Origin of the sequence: Xanthomonas sp. F10 (genome assembly GCF_014206815.1) — a bacterium.
GTDB lineage: Bacteria > Pseudomonadota > Gammaproteobacteria > Xanthomonadales > Xanthomonadaceae > Xanthomonas_A > Xanthomonas_A indica.
In genome coordinates this window covers 338974-355569 of the sequence record NZ_JACHNP010000002.1, presented here as the reverse complement: position 1 = coordinate 355569, position 16596 = coordinate 338974, and the positions used below count along the sequence as shown (strand labels likewise).

Below are 16596 nucleotides of genomic sequence, written 5' to 3'. Positions count from 1 at the left end.
GCGCCTGCCTTGATAAAAACAGCGCGTCGAAAGAGCGCTGGCCGGATGGTAGCCCGGTCGCCGCGGAACCCGCAGCGACGGTGCAGCCAATCGCATGATGGTCACTCCAGAAGACTTCGCTGCCGAAACGCTCGCGCAGCTCGCCGAAGGCAAGGACGAGGTGCTGGTCGGCACCTCCGCACGCACCCGCCAATTGGGCGAAGCGATGTTCGAGCGCATGAACCCTCCCACCTGATCCAAACCGATGCAGGCGGCCCCGTAACAACGGGGCCGCGCTGTTGAAACGCCGTGGCTGGACTGCAACCGACAACAAGGCATGCTCCGTCAGGCGTTCGCCTTCAACTGCGCGACGACCGCCTCGCCCACGCCGTGGGCCGATACGGGATTCTGTCCGGTCACCAGGCGGCCATCGATCACCACGTTCTCCGACCAGTTGGGGGCCGGTTGATGCAACCCGCCGCGCTGCTTGAGCGCGGTGGCCAGCAAATAAGGCACCACGTGGGTGTACTTGACTTCGGCCTCTTCCTCGTCGGTAAAGGCCGCGAGCTTCTTGCCGTCAACCAGATAGCTCCCGTCCGAGAGTGTCGCGTTCACCAGCGCCGCCGGGCCGTGGCAGACCGCCGACACGATGCCACTTGATTCCCAGATCTCGCGAACGACCCTCTGCACCGCGTCGCTGTCGGCGAAGTCCCACATGGTGCCGTGGCCACCAGCGAAGAACACCGCCGAGTAGCGCGATGGGTCGAGCTTGTCCAGCACCAGCGAATGCGCCAGCGCATCGCGGAACTGCTTGTCCTTCCAGTAATGGGCGTTGACCGGATCGGACAGGTCGAAGAAATCGATCGGCGGATGGCCGCCCCGGATCGAGGCGATCTCGACCGGAATACCGGCCTTCTCGAAGACTTCCAGTGGATGAGTCAACTCGACCAGCGCGAATCCGGTCGGCTCGCCGCTGTCGCCACGGATCGGGTGGCTGGTCACCACGCACAGGATCGGTTTGATGCTGTTGGTCACGAGGCTGTTCCTTCGGACTTGAGCGAGGCCATGTCGATGACGAAGCGATACTTCACATCGCTTTTCACCAAGCGCGCATAGGCATCGTCGATGCCCTGGATGGGAATGATCTCGACATCCGATACGATGCCGTGGCGTCCGCAGAAATCGAGCATCTGCTGAGTTTCGGGCACACCGCCGATGAAGGAGCCGGAAAGAGCCCTGCGTCCGCGCACGACTTCACCCGCATTCACCGGCGTGCCGAGCGGCCCCAGGTAGCCGACCAGCACAAGCACGCCTTCGAGCGCGAGCGTCGGCATGTAGGGATTGACGTCGTGGTCGTAGGGCACGGTGTCGATAATCACGTCGAACTGGCCGGCGACGGCCTTCATCTGCGCCGCATCGCGCGACAGCACGACATGGTCCGCTCCCAAGCGGAACGCATCCTTTTCCTTGCCAGGCGAACGGGTGAACAGGCTCACGTCGGCACCGAGCGCCTTGGCCAGCTTAAGCGCCATGTGACCCAGCCCGCCCAGGCCGATCACCGCAACCTTGCTGCCCTTGCCGACATTCCAGCGCTGCAGCGGCGACCAGGTGGTAATGCCGGCGCACAGCAGCGGCGCTGCGCCCGCTGGATCGAGTCCATCGGGCAGCGACAGGACGAACGCTTCGCTCACGACGATGGATTCGGAATAGCCACCATAGGTGGTGCTCCCATCGTGCCGGTCGACGCTGTTGTAGGTGAACGTGGCGCCTTCGACGCAGTCTTGCTCCCAGCCCTTCAGGCACGGTTGGCAGTGCCGGCAGGAATCGACCATGCAGCCGACGCCGACCATGTCGTCGACCTTAACGCGCGCGACGCCCGTGCCGACCTCACGCACCCGACCGATGATCTCGTGTCCGGGAACGATCGGATACATGGTGAAGCCGCCGTGGTTCTGTGCTAGGTGCAGGTCGGTGTGACAGACGCCGCAGTACAGGATGTCGATGACGACATCGTCGGCGCGCGGAACGCGCCGCTCGAAAGCGAAACGCTCCAGCGGGCCGGAGGCTGACCGAGCGGCAAAGCCCACTACGTTCATGATGGGATTCCTTGGTTCGTGCTGGCATATCGGCTTTCTGCAGCAAGCCGCGCCGCTCATGCGGACGCAGCGGATACGCCGGCGATCTAGGGGCGCGGTCCGCCTCAGGCGTCAACGACAGCGAACAGCGTTTCCCAGTTGGTGAAGGGCCCGAGCGGGATCACTTCCCAACCGAGTAGCCCGGCCTTGGCAAGCGGAAATTCGGCCAATGCCGCGTGTGCGGCCGCGACCGATTCGGCCTCGGCGATGATCGCCACGCCGGGACGGTCCTGCCGGAAGTAGATGTCCCGAATGATTCCCCCCTTGTACATCTGCCAGGCATGGCGGGCTTCATCGGCCATGTGTGGCGCGTATTTGTCCATCGTTGCGCCTGGCTGCGGCACGTCGAGGCAAAGGAGTTTCATGGTCATGTCCTTGGTCGTTGAAGTAATGCAGAAGATCAAACGGGTTGAAGACGCCGGGCCGTCTCGGCAACGCGGCGGCCGAAATACTGTGCCGTCAGGAGATCACTGCTCGGTGGCGCAGCCTCCGGCGCTTCGTCCGTGTTCGCCTGCGTCATCACGCCGAGCCAGCTGCCGAGGCGATTGAGGTCCTGCGTACTGCCGGTGCTGCTGCTGTTGCCGGGCATCAGGTCCAGGCCGACCCAGATCATCCCGTGCTGGGCGGCGAACAGCGCCATCGAGACCAGCGCATTTAGCTTGTCGCCATGCTGTGCACCGGAGTTGGTGAATCCTGCCGCGATCTTGTTGCGCCACGTCTGTGGCGTCCAGGCCACCTTGGTGGAATCCTCGAAGAATTGCTTGAGCCTTGCGGTGATCATGCCGTTGTACGTCGGCGAACCGAAGACGATCGCCTCGCTGTCCTCGAGCAATTTCCAGTCCACCGCGCCCTCGCCTACCGACATCAGCACCGCATCGGCAGCGCCCGATTCGAGAACACCTCGTGCCACGGCCTCGGCAACGCGTGCGGTGTGACCATGGCCGCTGTCATAGACAATCGAAACAAGCACTTTCACCTTCTCCTTCCGGCGGCACATGGCCTTGGATCGCCAAGCGCGCGAGTGAAAAGTTGCTGCGCGCTGCTGCCATCACTTGGCCTGCGCCAGACTATAAAGTAGAGTTTAAATTGACATAAGAGAATATATTTACCTTATGTGTATCCAAAAATTCTACAATTAACTCGGAGGCGATCCCGTGCGTGACAGGTTCGATGGCGTGCAACTATTCGTCGATGTGGTCGAGGCCGGCGGTTTTGCAAAGGCCGGCGAACGGCTGTCATTGACACGCTCGGCCGTTGGCAAGGCGATCGCGCGCCTGGAGGAAAGGCTGGGGGTGCAGCTGTTTCAACGAACGACCCGAACCCAGAATCTCACCGAGGACGGGCAGCAATATTACGAGCGCTGCCTGCGCGCCATCGAAGAATTGCGCGCGGGCGAGACCATGCTGGAGAACGGCAGGCGCGAGGTGGTCGGCAAGCTGCGCGTGACGATGCCGGTGCTGTTCGGCCGCTATTGCATCGCGCCCATCCTGCGGAGCTATGCGCAACAGCATTCCAGGCTCGAATTGGAATTGAACTTCAGCGACCGCCAGGTCGATCTGATTGCCGAAGGCTTCGATCTGGCCGTACGCAATGGGGCGCCAGACAACCGCGCCACCCTGCGGGCCCGCCGCCTGGTCAGCCAACGCAAGGTTCTCTGCGCCTCCCCTGCGTATCTCTCGGCCAGGCGCGAGCCGCGCACGCTGGACGAACTCGCGGAGTACGATCTGCTGCCGTATTGGCGCAACGAGCACGCCTTGGCGTGGCAGCTTCCCGACGCCGACGACGCGTTGGTGAGCGTTCTGCCCACCTCCCGCCTGCGTTTTGACGATCTGGAATTCATTGCCGACTCTGCCGTCGCAGGGATGGGCATTGCCTGGCTGCCTTACTGGCTGATTCGGGAACGGCTACGGCGCGGCGAACTCGTGGAAATCTGGGGACATAGACCCACCGCCGCCATCGACGGCTATGCCGTCTGGCCAGCCGCCCAATACCTGCCGCTGCGCTCGCGCCTGGCAATCGATCTGCTGGTCGCCGAACTGCCGAAATGCCTAGAAAACTGAAGGAAAAGCATATGAAAACCTGGATGATCGCTGCCACGCTGCTGTGCAGCGCCGCCGCTGGCACACTGCACGCGCAGCCAGCGGACACTACTGTCGTGCGCATCGCCGAACTAGTGATAGACCCCTCGCAACTTGAGGCCTACACAGCGGCAGTCAAGGAAGAAATGGAGGAATCCATCCGCGTCGAACCCGGCGTGTTGGCGATCTATTCCGTCGCCGAAAAGGACAAGCCCAACAACCTGCGCTTCTTCGAGATCTACGCCAACGAACAGGCTTACCGAGCGCACATCGCGTCCGTGCACTTCAAGAAATACGTGGCATTGACCCAGCCGATGATCGTGTCGCGCAAGCTGATCGAAACCGTGCCCGTCCAACTCAGCGCCAAAGGGCGATAGCGGTATCGGATTCCCCCACACTGGACACCCCGAAATGAAGCCTAAACAGACACTCCGGATCCTCGTCATCGCGACGGCGACACTTGCATTTTCCGCGCCAGCGGCGCAAGCGCAGACACCATCGGCACCGGTTGCGATGCACCGCAAGCCTCCGGCCTACTACATCGCCGAATTCGAACTCACCGATCCGGAGGGCATCGCGCCGTATCGGGCTGGGGTGGATGCGACCTTCAAACCCTACAGCGGGCGCTACATCGTGCGTACCGCCAGCGTGAACCGCCTTGAGGGCGACCCGCCGGGCCACCGCCTGGTGATCATCAAGTTCGACAGTCTCGAGCAAGCCCAGGCCTGGTACAACTCGCCGGAGTACGCCAGGATCCGGCCGTTCCGGCAACGGTCTGGCCATACCAATGCCTACATCGTCGAAGGCGATGCACAGTAGGACAGCCATGTCATGACGCCAGGAAACAGGATCCGTTGGCTTGCAACGACTTTTCTGATCGCAATCAGCTCGAGCCAGGACGCCATGGCCATTGAACGTCATGCCCCAATCATGCGCATCATCGAGTTTGTGCTTGCAGCCGACGACGTGCACTCGATTCTGGAGGCAGGCCGCGAAAATATCGCGGCATCGGTGCGCGACGAACCCGGTGTGCTCTCGATGCATTGCGCCGTCGACAAGGACGACCCGACCAAGCTGTACGTCGTGGAGGTCTATCGCGACCAAGCTGCCTATCAGGCGCACGTGGAATCCGCGCATTTCAAGATCTTTCTTGCGGCAACCCAGGGAAAAGTGATTTCGCGGCGGGTGACGGAAACCCAACCGGCGGTTCTGGGGGCCAAAGCCTTCTTCTGGCCCGGTGACTGAATCAGCGCGCGGCCAAGGCGCGCCCGGGAAATTCAGCCTGCGATATGTGGCCGGACTCCCGGAGACCCGTGCGGGACGGCGGCAGCAAGCATGGTGACAGAAACTGGCACCAACGCTCCGTACGATGCCTCGCAAGCGACGGCGTCCTTGACGCACTCGCCCCCCCGCCTGTCCTTGAAAAGGAACCGCACCATGCTTCGCTCGAACCAATCGACCCGTCCGCCCCAGAGCCATCGTCAGCACTGTCCGGGTTACCGGCCGCACAGCTTGCTTGCGACACGGACGAAGTAATCATGAAACGCATTCAATACCACCGCTACGGCGGCCCGGACGTGATGCGCCTTGAAGACTTTCAACTGCCCACGCCCAACAAAGGCGAAGTGGCAGTGCATGTCAAGTTCGCCGCGATCAACCCGATCGACTGGAAACTGCGCAACGGACAAATGAAGATCGTCACCGGCAAGATGTTCCCCCGCGCGATGGGTATGGACTTTTCAGGCGTGATCATCGCCGTCGGCACCGATGTTACGCGTTTCAAGGCAGGCGATGCCGTCTTCGGTCTTGCACGCTTCAAGGAATGCGGCGCGATAGGCCAGGGCCTGATCACCAGGGAGACGTTCTTGGCGATGAAGCCTGGCGGGATTTCCTTTGAGGAGGCCGCCTGCCTAGGCACCCCCGGCGTCACCGCCTGGAATGGTCTGATCGACAAGGCCAATCTGCGCGCCGGACAGCACGTGTTCATCAACGGCTGCGCCGGCGCGGTCGGCGAGGCCGCCGTGCAGATCGCGCGGATGTTCGGGGCTACCGTCACCGGAAGTTGCAGCGCCATGGACATGGAGCGCGTCCGATCGCTTGGCGTGCAGAATGTCTACGACTACCGCGCGACAGACCTGTCCAAGCTCACCACGCGCTTCGACGTGGTCTACGATACCGCCGCCAGCATGACGTTGGCGATGGGCATGGCCATGCTGCGCCCAGGCGGTGTTTTCCTGGACCTGAACCCCGGCATAGGCAAATTCGTGCGGTCGGTCTTCGACCGGCGGCTCAAGCCTATCGTGTGCTCGCCACGCACCGATATCCTGGAAACGCTCGCAAACGCGGCGAAAGAGAACAAGTTAAAGTTGCCGATTGGAGAAACCGTTGCGTTGAACGACGCCATCCGACTGATCACCGAACTTGAGCAAGGCCGCAAGCTCGGTGGTAAGGGCCTCGTGGCGATGGAATGAGCATGGCCAGAAGCCATCGATTGTTCGACCTGATGCAAACGCTTCGCCGGCACCGCAGGACGGTGTCCGGCCTCGCGCTTGCGAGCGAGCTGGGCGTGTCCCTGCGCACCATCCGCCGCGACGTCGCCACCCTGCAGGAAATGGGAGCAGACATCGCGGGAGAGCCTGGCATAGGCTACATGCTGCGCCCGGGGTCGCTCCTGCCGCCGCTGTCGTTCACCCAGGAAGAAATCCAGGCACTGGCCATCGGCGCTCAATGGATCACTGCCCAGACGGACGACAAGCTCACGGCGGCCGTGACGAACGCGCTGGCCAAGATCAATGCCGTGCTTCCACCCGACAAGCGCCCTGTTCTCGATGACGATACTGTCTACGTCGCCCCCCCGTCGAAATTCCCAATGTCCCTGAACCTGAGCGAGATCCGCCGGGCGCTTCGCGAGCAGCGCAAGTTGTGCATCACATTGTCGATCGAACATGCCCCGAAGGGCGAACAGTTGGTCTGGCCGATCATGCTGGGCTTGATCGGCGGCGATCGCTCCATTGCGGCCTGGTGCGAGCTGGACAGCCAGTTCCGTGTGATCGGCATGGACGACATCGCAAGCGCCGAGGTCCTGGAACAGGTCTATCCTGGCAATCGGCGACAGCTCGTCAAAGAATGGCGCCGGAAGGATGTGCTTCCATGCAACAGCCGCGGGACCGTCTGCTGACGCCGGACTGCCGCACTGACCCTGCGACAGCCTTGGATGTCGCCTGCCTGCACCTCTGCTCCAGCGGAAAGCGGAAAAGACTCAAGCGTACGCTCAAGTTGCTTCACCACTTCCTTCTTCCAGTGCGCGGCAGCGGGTAATGTCGAGCAGTTGCACGATCCAGACGGGGCTCGCCCCGCTCTCGCCTTGGCAGGGAGAGTCAAATTGAATTCGGCTCAAGCACAGGGTAGTCGATATACCCCACTGCATCGTCCTCGCCTGGCTCGTAGAAGCTAGAATAATCCGGATCATTCAAAGGAGCATCACGGCGATAGCGCTCGGGAAGGTCCGGGTTTGCCAGGAAGGGAACTCCATAAGCGATCAGGTCTGCGTCACCACGTGCGATGGCAGCCGCTCCCGTGTGGGCGTCATAGCCCCCATTTAGTACAAAAGTGCCTGAAAATACCTTGCGCAGATATGGGGCTATACGTTCGACGCCTGGCGGCGGCGCATCCGGCCCGGCAACGCCTTCGGTCACGTGCAGGTACGCTAGCCCGAGGTCCTGTAGACCGGCAGCGAGATAAGCAAAGGTTTGAACCGGCGTCGAATCGCTCATGCCATGGAGCGACATGGCTGGGCCGACGCGATAGCCCACACGGTCACCGCCCAGAACGTCGCTGACCGCGGCCGCCACCTCCAGCGGAAAACGGGCGCGATTTGCGATGGAGCCGCCATAGCGATCGGTCCGCACATTCGATCCATCGCGCAGGAACTGGTCGAGGAGATAGCCCGAGCTGCCATGGATCTCGACGCCGTCAAACCCGGCGGCATCGGCGTTCCGGGCGGCGTTACGGAACTGGGAGACGACATCGGCAATCTCGTCGCCGTCGAGTGCACGCGGCACCGGCGTGGCGGCTCGTCCGGTGGAAATGAATACTTCCGCGTCGGCATTCAACGCAGACGGCGCCACCGGCAACGCTCCGCCATGAAACTCGGGATGCGAGACGCGTCCGACATGCCAGAGCTGAGCAAAGATGACCCCGCCAGCAGCGTGAACCGCATCGGTGACACGACGCCACGCCGACACCTGCTCCGCAGAATGGAGTCCTGGAGTCCGGATGTAGCCGACCCCCTGGCGACTGACTTGAGCCGCTTCCGAGATGATGAGCCCAGCACTGGCTCGCTGGGCGTAATAGATCGGTGCCAGGGAGTGAGAGAGGTTCTCGTTCACCGCACGACTGCGGGTCATCGGCGCCATCACCATACGGTTCTTGAGCTCTACTGGGCCGAGACGGTATGGAGTGAACAGCGCAGCCGGATTATCTTTCATCACGAATCTTCTTGAGTGGAGGTTGACGAGGCGTGGTGCTTTTAAGTGACCGGAGCTAGTTTATGTACTGGGTTAGTAGCCGCAAGAAGGCACATCTGTGAAACCAAGTCACATCGACGGCGCACCAAACTGCACCAACTTCACGCGTGAACTGCTGAGTCGGGTCGGGGACAAATGGAGCATCCTGATCGTGGCCCACCTCGCTTCGGAGCCGATGCGCTTCAATACGCTCAAGCGGACGATCGGCCAGGTATCCCAGCGCATGCTGACGCTGACCCTCAAGAGCCTGGAAAAGGACGGGCTTGTCTCACGCACGATGTATCCGACGATTCCACCGCGTGTGGAGTACGCACTGACGCCGCTTGGTCAGACGCTGATGCAACCGGTCATGTCCCTCATCCATTGGTCGCATGCCCATCAGGACGAAGTAGAAGCGTCGCGCCGCGCTCATGAAACAGGCCTCGACGCCACGGACGAAGAGGCAAAAAGGGCGCCATAGGCCGCGGTTGCAACACGGTCTCACGCGAGATTTCGAGTGCGTCGCGCCAGGGCGAAGCGGCGGCGAAGATGACCACATCCGACTGCTGAGTGGATACCGCCTCGAGCAGCGCCCGCGTCGCCGCGACCTCGTCCAACACCTCGTCGCCTGCATCGAGCAGCGCCTGGCGCAGCTGCCCGACCGGCTTTTCGGTATCGTTGGCCTGCAGGACGCGCCGCATGCGGGCCTGGCTGACGGAAGTTGGCCGAGCCGCCTGGCGCCATGCGACACGCGTCCGTCGCGCGCCGTCCCCACCCCGTAGGAGTCCGCATGCCGCTGTATCCCTTGTTCGCCGATCTGGGCGGGCGCCGCGTGCTGGTGGTCGGCGGCGGCGAGGTGGCGATGCGCAAGATCGAGGCGCTGCTGCATGCCGGCGCGCAGGTGCAGGTGTACGCGCATGCGCTCAACGCCACGGTGGCGCAGTGGCTGGCGCAGGGCCGGCTGCAGCGGGTCGATGGCGCGTTCGATCCGCAGTGGCTGGACGAGGCCTGGCTGGTGGTGGCGGCCACCGACGACGACGCCTTCAATCGGCAGTTGGCCGAACAGGCCGGCGCGCGGCGCAAGTGGGTCAACGTGGTCGACGACGCCGCGCTGTCGACGTTCCAGGTGCCGGCGATCATCGACCGCGACCCGCTGCTGATCGCGATCTCCTCCAGCGGCGCGGCACCGATGCTGGCGCGGCGCCTGCGCGAGCGCTGGGAAACCGAACTGGACCATTCCTATGCCCAACTGGCGCAACTGTTCGCACGCCACCGCGCCGACATCCGCGCGCGCCTGCCGCAGCTGGCGCAGCGCCGGCGCTGGTTCGAGCAGGTGCTGGAGGGGCCGGTGCAGACGCTGCTGCAGAGCGGCCAGCACGCCGCCGCCGAGCAGGCCTTCGCCGACAGCCTGCAGCGCAGCGACGAGGTACCGCGGCAGGGCAGCGTGTGGCTGGTCGGCACCGGCAATGGCGATCCCGGCGCGCTGACCCTGAAGGCGCTGCGCGCGCTCAACCAGGCCGACCTGCTGCTGTGCGGTGCGCAGGTGAGCGCGGCGGTGCTGAGCCTGGCGCGCCGCGATGCCAGCCGCCAGCCGCTGCCGGGCGATCCGGCCGCGCACCTGGCGTTGCTGATCGAACAGACGCAGGCCGGACAGCGCGTGGTCAGCCTGCTGCCGGGCGATGCGTTCCGGCAGCCGCCGCATGCGGCGCTGGCGATGCAATTGTCCGCCGCCGGCATCGCCTGCGAGGTGGTGCCCGGCGTCGCGCCGGGCTGACCCCTACGCCGGCAGCGGCGGCACCGGTGCGTCGGCCGCACGTTCGCGGTTCGCCACCACCAGGTGCTTGCGCATGCCCACCCACAACGCCAGCGACAGCAGCGAGACGCCGCCCAGCAGCAGGAACGCGGCGCGATAGCCGAACGCCTGTGCGATCCAGCCGCCCAGCGCCGGACTCAGCGCCGCGCCGACGCCCTGCATCGTCATCACCGCGCCCTGCCCCACGTTGACCCGGCCGGTGCCCTGCAGCAGGTGCGCCACCAGCGCCGGCACCGCCACGCTCTGCAGGCCGGCGCCGACGCCGTCGAGGATCTGCACCGGGAACACGCCCCAGGTATGGATGAAGCTGGCGGCGATCAGCCCGCGCAGCGGCAGCGCCAGGAAGGTCAGCAGCAGGACCCACCAGTGTCCGCGCACGCGGATCAGGCGCATCGCCAGCAGCGAGACCAGCACCATGGTGGCCTGGGCGACGATGATGGTGGTGGCGGTCAGCGCGCTCGGATCGCCCTGATGCGCGGCCACCACCGCCATGCCGTACAGCGGCAGCATCGCCGCATTGCCGAGATGAAACAGCGCCAGCGCCGCGGCCAGCACCAGCAGGGGCTTGCAGGTCAGCAGCACCGACCAGCCGCTGACGTGGGCGCCGTCGGCGTCCTCTTTCTCGGCCATGCCGCGCGCGGCGCGGTGATCGATGGCGTCGCGCGGAATCAGCAACACCGAGATAATCGCCAGCACGCCGAAACAGCCGGTCAGCACGAACACCGCACCGAAGCCGAATTTCCAGCCGAGCACGCCGGCCAGCGCCGCGGCCACCACGTTGCCGGCATGGCTGCCGACCTGGTTGCGCGCGATCTGGTGATCGAAGCCGGCCTGCCGCACCAGGCCCAGGGTGATGCCGGACAACGCCGGCCCCAGTGCGGCGGCGGCAAGCGCGGTCATCACCTGTGCGGCGATGACGCCCGGCAGCGTCGGCGACCACCACAGCAGCGCCGAGGCCAGCAGGATCATGCTGCAGCCGACCACCACGATGCTGCGCTTGCGCTTGGTCGCATCGACCAGCGCGCCGCCTGGTGTGGTGGCGAGCATGCCGACGATGCCGCCGGCAGTCATCACCGAGCCGATCGCGCCCAGCGACCAGCCTTTGGATTGCAGGAACACGCTCAGGAACGGGCCGAGCCCGTCCTGCACGTCGGCCATGGTGAAGTTGAGCGCCTCCAGTGCGCGCGTGCCACGCGGGCGCTGGCGCGGACCGGCGCCGCTCATGCGTGCACCGCCGGAAACGCCGACGGCGGCAGGGACAGGAAAGCGCGGTGCTGCGCAGGTGCGACGGGCGGCATGACGGTGTCCTGGAGGAGCGGAGGGAAACACAGGCGCGGCGGTGGCCAGGGGCACACCGCCGCGACGGCTCGGCACTTAGTGGGGCTTCGGCTTGGGCTTGGGTTTCGGCTTCGGCCCGTCCTTCGGCGCAGCATCATGCGCATGCCCGTGCAACGGCTTGTGATGAGGCTTGGGCGGCTTCGGTTTCGCCGCCAACGGCTGCAGCGTCGCGTCGCTCGCACCCAGCGCCTGCGCATGCAGCACCTGGCCATGCGCGGACTCCAGCCGCTCGCCCTGCGCCGCCAGCGGCTTGCCGGCGGCCAACCAATGCGCCTGTTCCGGCACCGCGTGCGGCGGGAAGCGCACGATCAGCCCATCCTCCAGCAGCGCGCCATGCACCTGCCCATGCGGGCCGTGCAGCAGCCGCGCGATGGTGCCGGCGTGGCGCACCGCGTCCTGCGCGGGCTTGGGCTTGCCCGGCGGCTTCGGCTTGGGCTTGGGGGGCCCGGCATGCGGACCTTCGTCGACGATGCGGTCGGCCCCGTCCGGGTCCACCGCCAGCGCCACCAGCACATCGGCGCCGCGCGGCTTGAGTCCGCGCACGCCCAGGCTGGCACCGGGACGCAGCGCCTGCAGCAGTTGCGCCGACAGGTGCGGCGGGGTATGCACTTCGGTGCCATCGTCGAACAGCAGACCGTCGACGTCGGCCTTGGGGTTGAGCAGGAACCGCGCGAGCGTGCCGCGGGTTTCCGGCAGGGAATCGGGATCGACCCAATGCATTGCATTCTCCAGACGAACAAGGGGGATGCCGGCGGCGGCCGGCAGCGCCCGCCGCGAACGGCGGGCGCATGGGGTCAAGCGTGCGCGACGGACCGGATCAGCCTGCCGCCGGCGGCGGCGGGGGCGGATTCGCCGGCGCACCCGGGGCGCCGGCCGGCGGCGGCGGAGCGGCCGGCGGCGCAGGCGGCGCAGGCGGTGCGAACACTTCGTGCTGCGAGCTGCGATCGCGGCCCAGATGGGTCGCTTCCAGCGAACGCCCGATCATGGTCACCACGCCGAAGCCGCTGACGCTCAACGGCGCACCGACGCGCAGCAGGTCGGGATACTGCTGCGCCACGTGCGGCGGCATCCGCACGATGGTGCCGTCGCTGAGCAGCACGCCGCCGGTCTCGCCACGCGGGCCGTAGATCAGGCGGTCGATGCGGCCATCCGCCTGCAGCGGAGTCAGTGCCGGCGGCGCCGGAGGCGCCGGCGGCGGCGTCGCCGGATTCGGCGGACGGTCGACCACCTGCTTGCCGCTGCGGCGATCGGTGACGGTGTAGGCCTGCAGCACCGCCAGGTCGCCGAGACGGTAGCCCTGCACGTTCACCGCGTCGCCGCGGCGCACGGCGGCCTGCAGGTCGGCCGACAGATGCGGCGGGAATCCGACCTGGGTGCCATTGGTCAGCCAGAAGCCATCGACATCGCCATTGGGGTTGAGCATGAACCGCTCCACCGTGCCATCGATGCCGACGGGGGTGGCGGCCACCGGGGGCACCCCGGGCGCGCCAGGAGCACCCGGAGGCGCGGGCGGAGCCGGCGGCGGCGGCGGAACCTGCGCGACGGCAGTGGCAGCGGCGGTGGCCAACACCAGGGACAGAGCGAGTGCGCTGCGACGGATCATGGACGTTCTCCTGAGCGGCAAGGGGGAGCCGCTCGCAGGAGAGGTAATGCAGAGGCCGTGCCAACTTTTAAAGCATTGATATCTAAGGCAATCGACGACCGATCCGGCCTCGGGGGCGTCTCCATTCCATCCACACCTGTCCGCTTTGCGGACAGGTGTGGATGGAATGGGATTGGGGATTGGGGATTCGTAACAGCAACGGACATCCGGCGGCACGCGCTTTGACGAATCCCCAATCCCCAATCCCCAATCCCGCGGCGCGCCAGCGCGCCGCCTACAGCCCGTACTCGTCGAGCTTGCGGTACAGGAGCTGGCGATGGATACCCAACCGGCGCGCGGCCTCGGCGCGGTTGCCGTGGGCCTGGGTCAGCGCGGCCTGGATCATCTGCCGTTCCAGTTGCGCGATCGCCTGCGGCAGGGTCAGTGCGTCGGTCTCCAGCGCTGCCGGCGACTCGGACGACGGCGACGCCAGCAGTTCGTCCAGGTCGTGCGCCTCGATCACCGGCGCGCGCACCAGCACCTGGCAACGTTGCATGGCATTGCGCAGCTCGCGCACGTTGCCCGGCCACGGGTAGCTGCGCAGGCGCGCCTGCGCCGCGGGCGACAGCGTCTGCGGCGCGCTGGCGCCGGCTGCGAGGAAGTGCTGCGCGAGCAGCAGGATGTCGTCGCCGCGCTCGCGCAGCGGCGGCAGTTCGATCGGCACCACGTTGAGCCGGTAGCGCAGGTCGCTGCGGAAGCGCCCGGCATCCACCGCCTGCAGCAGGTCGCGGTGGGTGGCGGCGATCACCCGCACGTCCACCTTCTGCGCGCCACGCCCGCCCAGCGGCGAGACCTCCCCTTCCTGCAGGAAGCGCAGCAGCTTGGCCTGCATCGGCAAGGGCATGTCGCCGATCTCGTCGAGAAACAGGGTGCCACCGTCGGCGTCGCGGATCAGGCCATTGCGGTCGCTCGCCGCGCCGGAGAACGCCCCCTTGCGGTAGCCGAACAGTTCGCTCTCCATCAGCTCGGCGGGGATGGCCGCGCAGTTGATCGCCACGAACGGCTGCGTGGCGCGGGCGCTGGCACGGTGCAGCGCGCGCGCCGCAAGTTCCTTGCCGGTGCCGGTCTCGCCGGTGATCAGCACCGGCAGGTCGGAGGCGGCCGCCAGGCCGATGCGCTTGTGCACGGTACGCATCGCCGCGCTATGGCCGAGCAGCGCATCCTCCTCCTCGGCCGGCCGCGCCGGCGCGGTGTCCGGCGCGGCGTCGCCGCGGCTGCGCAGCGCGCGCTCGACCACCTCGGCGATATCGGCACGGCCCACCGGCTTGACCAGGTGATCGAAGGCGCCGAGCTTCATCGCCTCGATGGTGTTGCCGCTGGAGGCGTGCGCGGTGAGCATCACCAGCGGCACGCGCATGGCCTGGGCGTCGTCCTGGCGCGCGCGCATCAGCGCGATGCCGTCCATGCCGGGCATGCGGAAATCGACGAAGGCCAGGTCGATGCCGTCCTCGCCCAGGCGCGCCAGCCCCTCGCGCGGGTCGGCGACGGCGATGGTGTCGTGGCCGAAGGAGCACAGGGTCGCCTGCAGCGTGCTCAGGAATGCGGTGTCGTCGTCGATGATCAGGATGCGCGCCATGGCAGTTCCAGGCTGAACTCGGTGATGCCGTCACGGTGCGCGTACTGCGCCTCGCCGCCGTGCGCACGGGCGATCTCGCGCACCAGGGCCAGGCCCAGGCCGTTGCCGTCGCTGCGGCCGCTGGCGAAGGGTTCGAACAGGTGCGCGGCCACGGGCGCCGACACCGGCGCGCCGTGGTTGCGCACGCGCAGGCGCAGGCGGTCGTCCTCGGCCTGCACCGCCAGGGTCACCTCGGTCCCGGGCGTGGCGTGCTGCAGGGCATTGCGCAGCAGGTTGTGCAGCGCACGCGCGGCCTGCTGCGGATCGAGCATCCACTGCGCCGGCGCGGCCTCCAGGCGCAGCACGACCGGCGGCGCCTGCCCCTCCCACTCGGCCGGGGCAAGCAGCGCCTGCAGCCATGGCTGCAGGTCCACGGTCTGCCGCTGCAGGCGGATCGGCTGGACCATGCCGAGCAGGCTTTCGACCACGCCATCCAGGCGCTGGATCTGCGCCAGCATCAGCTGCGCCTGGGCGTCGTCGAAGCCATCCGCGCGCGCGGCGATCTGGTTCTCCAGGGCCAGACGCAGGGTCGCGATGGGGTTGCGGATCTCGTGCGCCACGGTCGCGGTCATGCGCCCGAGCGCGACCAGGCGCTCGTTCCGCGACAGTTCCTCGCCGAGCCGGCGGGTCTCGGCCAGCGCCTGCGCGCTGCGCTGCGCGTAGTCGGTGACGGCGGCGCCGAGCCGGTCCAGCTCCGGCGCGCCGGTGCGCGGGATCTCCGGCACCTCGGCAGGCGTCGCCAGCGCCTGCTCGATGCCCTGCAGGCGCTGGCTCCAGCGCCGTACCACCCAACCCAACGCCCACGCCGAGACCACCACCAGGGCCAGGATCAGCGCCAGGCCCAAGGCCAGCGGCAGGCTGGCCGCCGCATCGCTGGAGGCGACCCGGGTCATGGTCCAGGCCGCGGCGTTGCGATCCAGCGGACAGGCCGCGATCAGCAGGCTCTCGCGCTGCCCGTCGCGGCGGTAGTCCACGGTGTGCTGCGCCTCCACGCCGCGCTGCGCGGTGGCGACGATGACGTTGCGCTCGGCCGAGGGCACGTCGGTCTTGTGCTCGGTGCCGTCGTAGGTGGGATAGGCATAGGCGAGGAAGCCGCGCTGGCGGTCCCAGAACCCGCCCTCCACGCCGGTGGCATCGGTGAGCACCAGTTGCGTGACCACCGCCGCCAGGCCGGCGCCGTCGCTGCCGTGGGCGGCGACGCTGGCACCGTTGTAGCGCTGCACCATGCGCGTGCACACCTCGCGCAGCCCGGTCTGCGCGCGCTCGGCACGCACACCCTCGCTGTGCCGGTACAGCCCGACCAGCACCACCGCCATGCCCACGCAGGCGGCGACGATGACGATCCAGATCAGCAGCAGTTGCCGCAGCAGCGAACGGGGCATGGCCTACCTTGGGCGCACGGGAGGGGTGGAGCGAACCGCGGGGATCGTAACCGGGACACCGTGGGGCCGCGACTCAGCGCGGCCACCACAACGTCGCAAGCGCTCGTTG

Annotated in this window: 19 protein-coding genes and 1 pseudogene; 9 read left to right on the top strand and 11 right to left on the bottom strand. The window is 66.6% G+C overall.

Going from position 1 to position 16596, the window contains the following annotated elements:
* Positions 1-94: 94 nt before the first annotated feature.
* Positions 95-235, top strand: coding sequence for a hypothetical protein (locus FHR56_RS13060; RefSeq protein WP_202406796.1), 141 nt, complete (start codon positions 95-97; stop codon positions 233-235).
* An 89-nt stretch (positions 236-324) separates the two neighbouring features.
* Here FHR56_RS13060 and FHR56_RS13055 read toward each other — a convergent pair whose 3' ends face one another.
* The 4 genes from FHR56_RS13055 to FHR56_RS13040 form a co-directional block, all read right to left on the bottom strand.
* Positions 325-1014 carry a type 1 glutamine amidotransferase domain-containing protein gene (locus FHR56_RS13055; RefSeq protein WP_160945494.1) on the bottom strand — a complete coding sequence of 230 codons (690 nt, stop codon included), beginning with the start codon at positions 1012-1014 and terminating at the stop codon, positions 325-327.
* Positions 1011-2075 (bottom strand): NAD(P)-dependent alcohol dehydrogenase, encoded by a 1065-nt coding sequence (locus tag FHR56_RS13050; protein ID WP_160945495.1) that lies wholly within the window; start codon positions 2073-2075, stop codon positions 1011-1013. Before FHR56_RS13050 ends, FHR56_RS13055 begins: the two co-directional genes overlap by 4 nt.
* A 104-nt stretch (positions 2076-2179) precedes the next feature.
* The gene (locus tag FHR56_RS13045; protein WP_237473016.1) at positions 2180-2485 is read right to left on the bottom strand and encodes a superoxide dismutase; all 306 of its coding nucleotides are present in this window, start codon (positions 2483-2485) and stop codon (positions 2180-2182) included.
* Between the two features lie 29 nt (positions 2486-2514).
* A complete protein-coding gene (locus FHR56_RS13040) occupies positions 2515-3084 on the bottom strand; it encodes a flavodoxin family protein (RefSeq protein ID WP_160945739.1) in 570 nt (189 codons plus the stop codon).
* 205 nt (positions 3085-3289) lie between these two features.
* Here FHR56_RS13040 and FHR56_RS13035 point away from each other — a divergent pair, with 205 nt between their 5' ends.
* The 6 genes from FHR56_RS13035 (at position 3290) to FHR56_RS13010 (ending at position 7370) form a co-directional block, all read left to right on the top strand.
* Positions 3290-4174: a LysR family transcriptional regulator gene (locus FHR56_RS13035; RefSeq protein WP_343160735.1), complete on the top strand. Its 885-nt coding sequence runs from the start codon at positions 3290-3292 to the stop codon at positions 4172-4174.
* 11 nt (positions 4175-4185) lie between these two features.
* Complete coding sequence (locus FHR56_RS13030) at positions 4186-4569, top strand: putative quinol monooxygenase (protein ID WP_160945497.1); 384 nt, start codon at positions 4186-4188, stop codon at positions 4567-4569.
* Between the two features lie 136 nt (positions 4570-4705).
* Positions 4706-5011 carry a DUF1330 domain-containing protein gene (locus FHR56_RS13025; protein ID WP_202406798.1) on the top strand — a complete coding sequence of 102 codons (306 nt, stop codon included), beginning with the start codon at positions 4706-4708 and terminating at the stop codon, positions 5009-5011.
* A gap of 12 nt (positions 5012-5023) precedes the next feature.
* The gene (locus tag FHR56_RS13020; protein WP_202406799.1) at positions 5024-5437 is read left to right on the top strand and encodes a putative quinol monooxygenase; all 414 of its coding nucleotides are present in this window, start codon (positions 5024-5026) and stop codon (positions 5435-5437) included.
* A 293-nt stretch (positions 5438-5730) separates the two neighbouring features.
* Positions 5731-6663, top strand: a complete 933-nt coding sequence (locus FHR56_RS13015) for an NAD(P)-dependent alcohol dehydrogenase (RefSeq protein ID WP_160945499.1) — start codon at positions 5731-5733, stop codon at positions 6661-6663.
* 20 nt (positions 6664-6683) lie between these two features.
* Entirely contained in the window at positions 6684-7370 is a 687-nt protein-coding gene (locus FHR56_RS13010; RefSeq protein WP_202406800.1) for a YafY family protein, read from the top strand.
* 199 nt (positions 7371-7569) lie between these two features.
* Here FHR56_RS13010 and FHR56_RS13005 read toward each other — a convergent pair whose 3' ends face one another.
* On the bottom strand, positions 7570-8679 hold the full coding sequence (locus tag FHR56_RS13005; RefSeq protein ID WP_160945501.1) for an alkene reductase: 1110 nt from the start codon (positions 8677-8679) through the stop codon (positions 7570-7572).
* A gap of 97 nt (positions 8680-8776) precedes the next feature.
* Between FHR56_RS13005 and FHR56_RS13000 the strand changes: the two genes are divergently transcribed.
* The gene (locus tag FHR56_RS13000) at positions 8777-9178 is read left to right on the top strand and encodes a helix-turn-helix domain-containing protein (RefSeq protein ID WP_160945502.1); all 402 of its coding nucleotides are present in this window, start codon (positions 8777-8779) and stop codon (positions 9176-9178) included.
* A gap of 31 nt (positions 9179-9209) precedes the next feature.
* Here the strand turns inward: FHR56_RS13000 and FHR56_RS20650 are convergent.
* Positions 9210-9398, bottom strand: a pseudogene (locus tag FHR56_RS20650) (response regulator); the annotation flags it as partial.
* An 89-nt stretch (positions 9399-9487) separates the two neighbouring features.
* On the opposite strand from FHR56_RS20650, the gene FHR56_RS12995 reads away from it, so the two are divergent.
* On the top strand, positions 9488-10471 hold the full coding sequence (locus FHR56_RS12995) for an NAD(P)-dependent oxidoreductase (RefSeq protein ID WP_160945503.1): 984 nt from the start codon (positions 9488-9490) through the stop codon (positions 10469-10471).
* Between the two features lie 3 nt (positions 10472-10474).
* Here FHR56_RS12995 and FHR56_RS12990 read toward each other — a convergent pair whose 3' ends face one another.
* From FHR56_RS12990 to FHR56_RS12970, 5 genes are all read right to left on the bottom strand, one after another.
* Positions 10475-11734, bottom strand: a complete 1260-nt coding sequence (locus tag FHR56_RS12990; protein ID WP_160945504.1) for an MFS transporter — start codon at positions 11732-11734, stop codon at positions 10475-10477.
* Between the two features lie 150 nt (positions 11735-11884).
* Complete coding sequence (locus FHR56_RS12985; RefSeq protein ID WP_160945505.1) at positions 11885-12568, bottom strand: hypothetical protein; 684 nt, start codon at positions 12566-12568, stop codon at positions 11885-11887.
* A gap of 97 nt (positions 12569-12665) precedes the next feature.
* Positions 12666-13451, bottom strand: coding sequence for a hypothetical protein (locus FHR56_RS12980; protein WP_160945506.1), 786 nt, complete (start codon positions 13449-13451; stop codon positions 12666-12668).
* A gap of 274 nt (positions 13452-13725) precedes the next feature.
* Entirely contained in the window at positions 13726-15066 is a 1341-nt protein-coding gene (locus FHR56_RS12975) for a sigma-54 dependent transcriptional regulator (RefSeq protein ID WP_160945507.1), read from the bottom strand.
* Complete coding sequence (locus FHR56_RS12970) at positions 15051-16487, bottom strand: HAMP domain-containing sensor histidine kinase (RefSeq protein ID WP_160945508.1); 1437 nt, start codon at positions 16485-16487, stop codon at positions 15051-15053. The genes FHR56_RS12975 and FHR56_RS12970 overlap by 16 nt, the downstream gene beginning before the upstream one ends.
* Positions 16488-16596 lie beyond the last annotated feature (109 nt).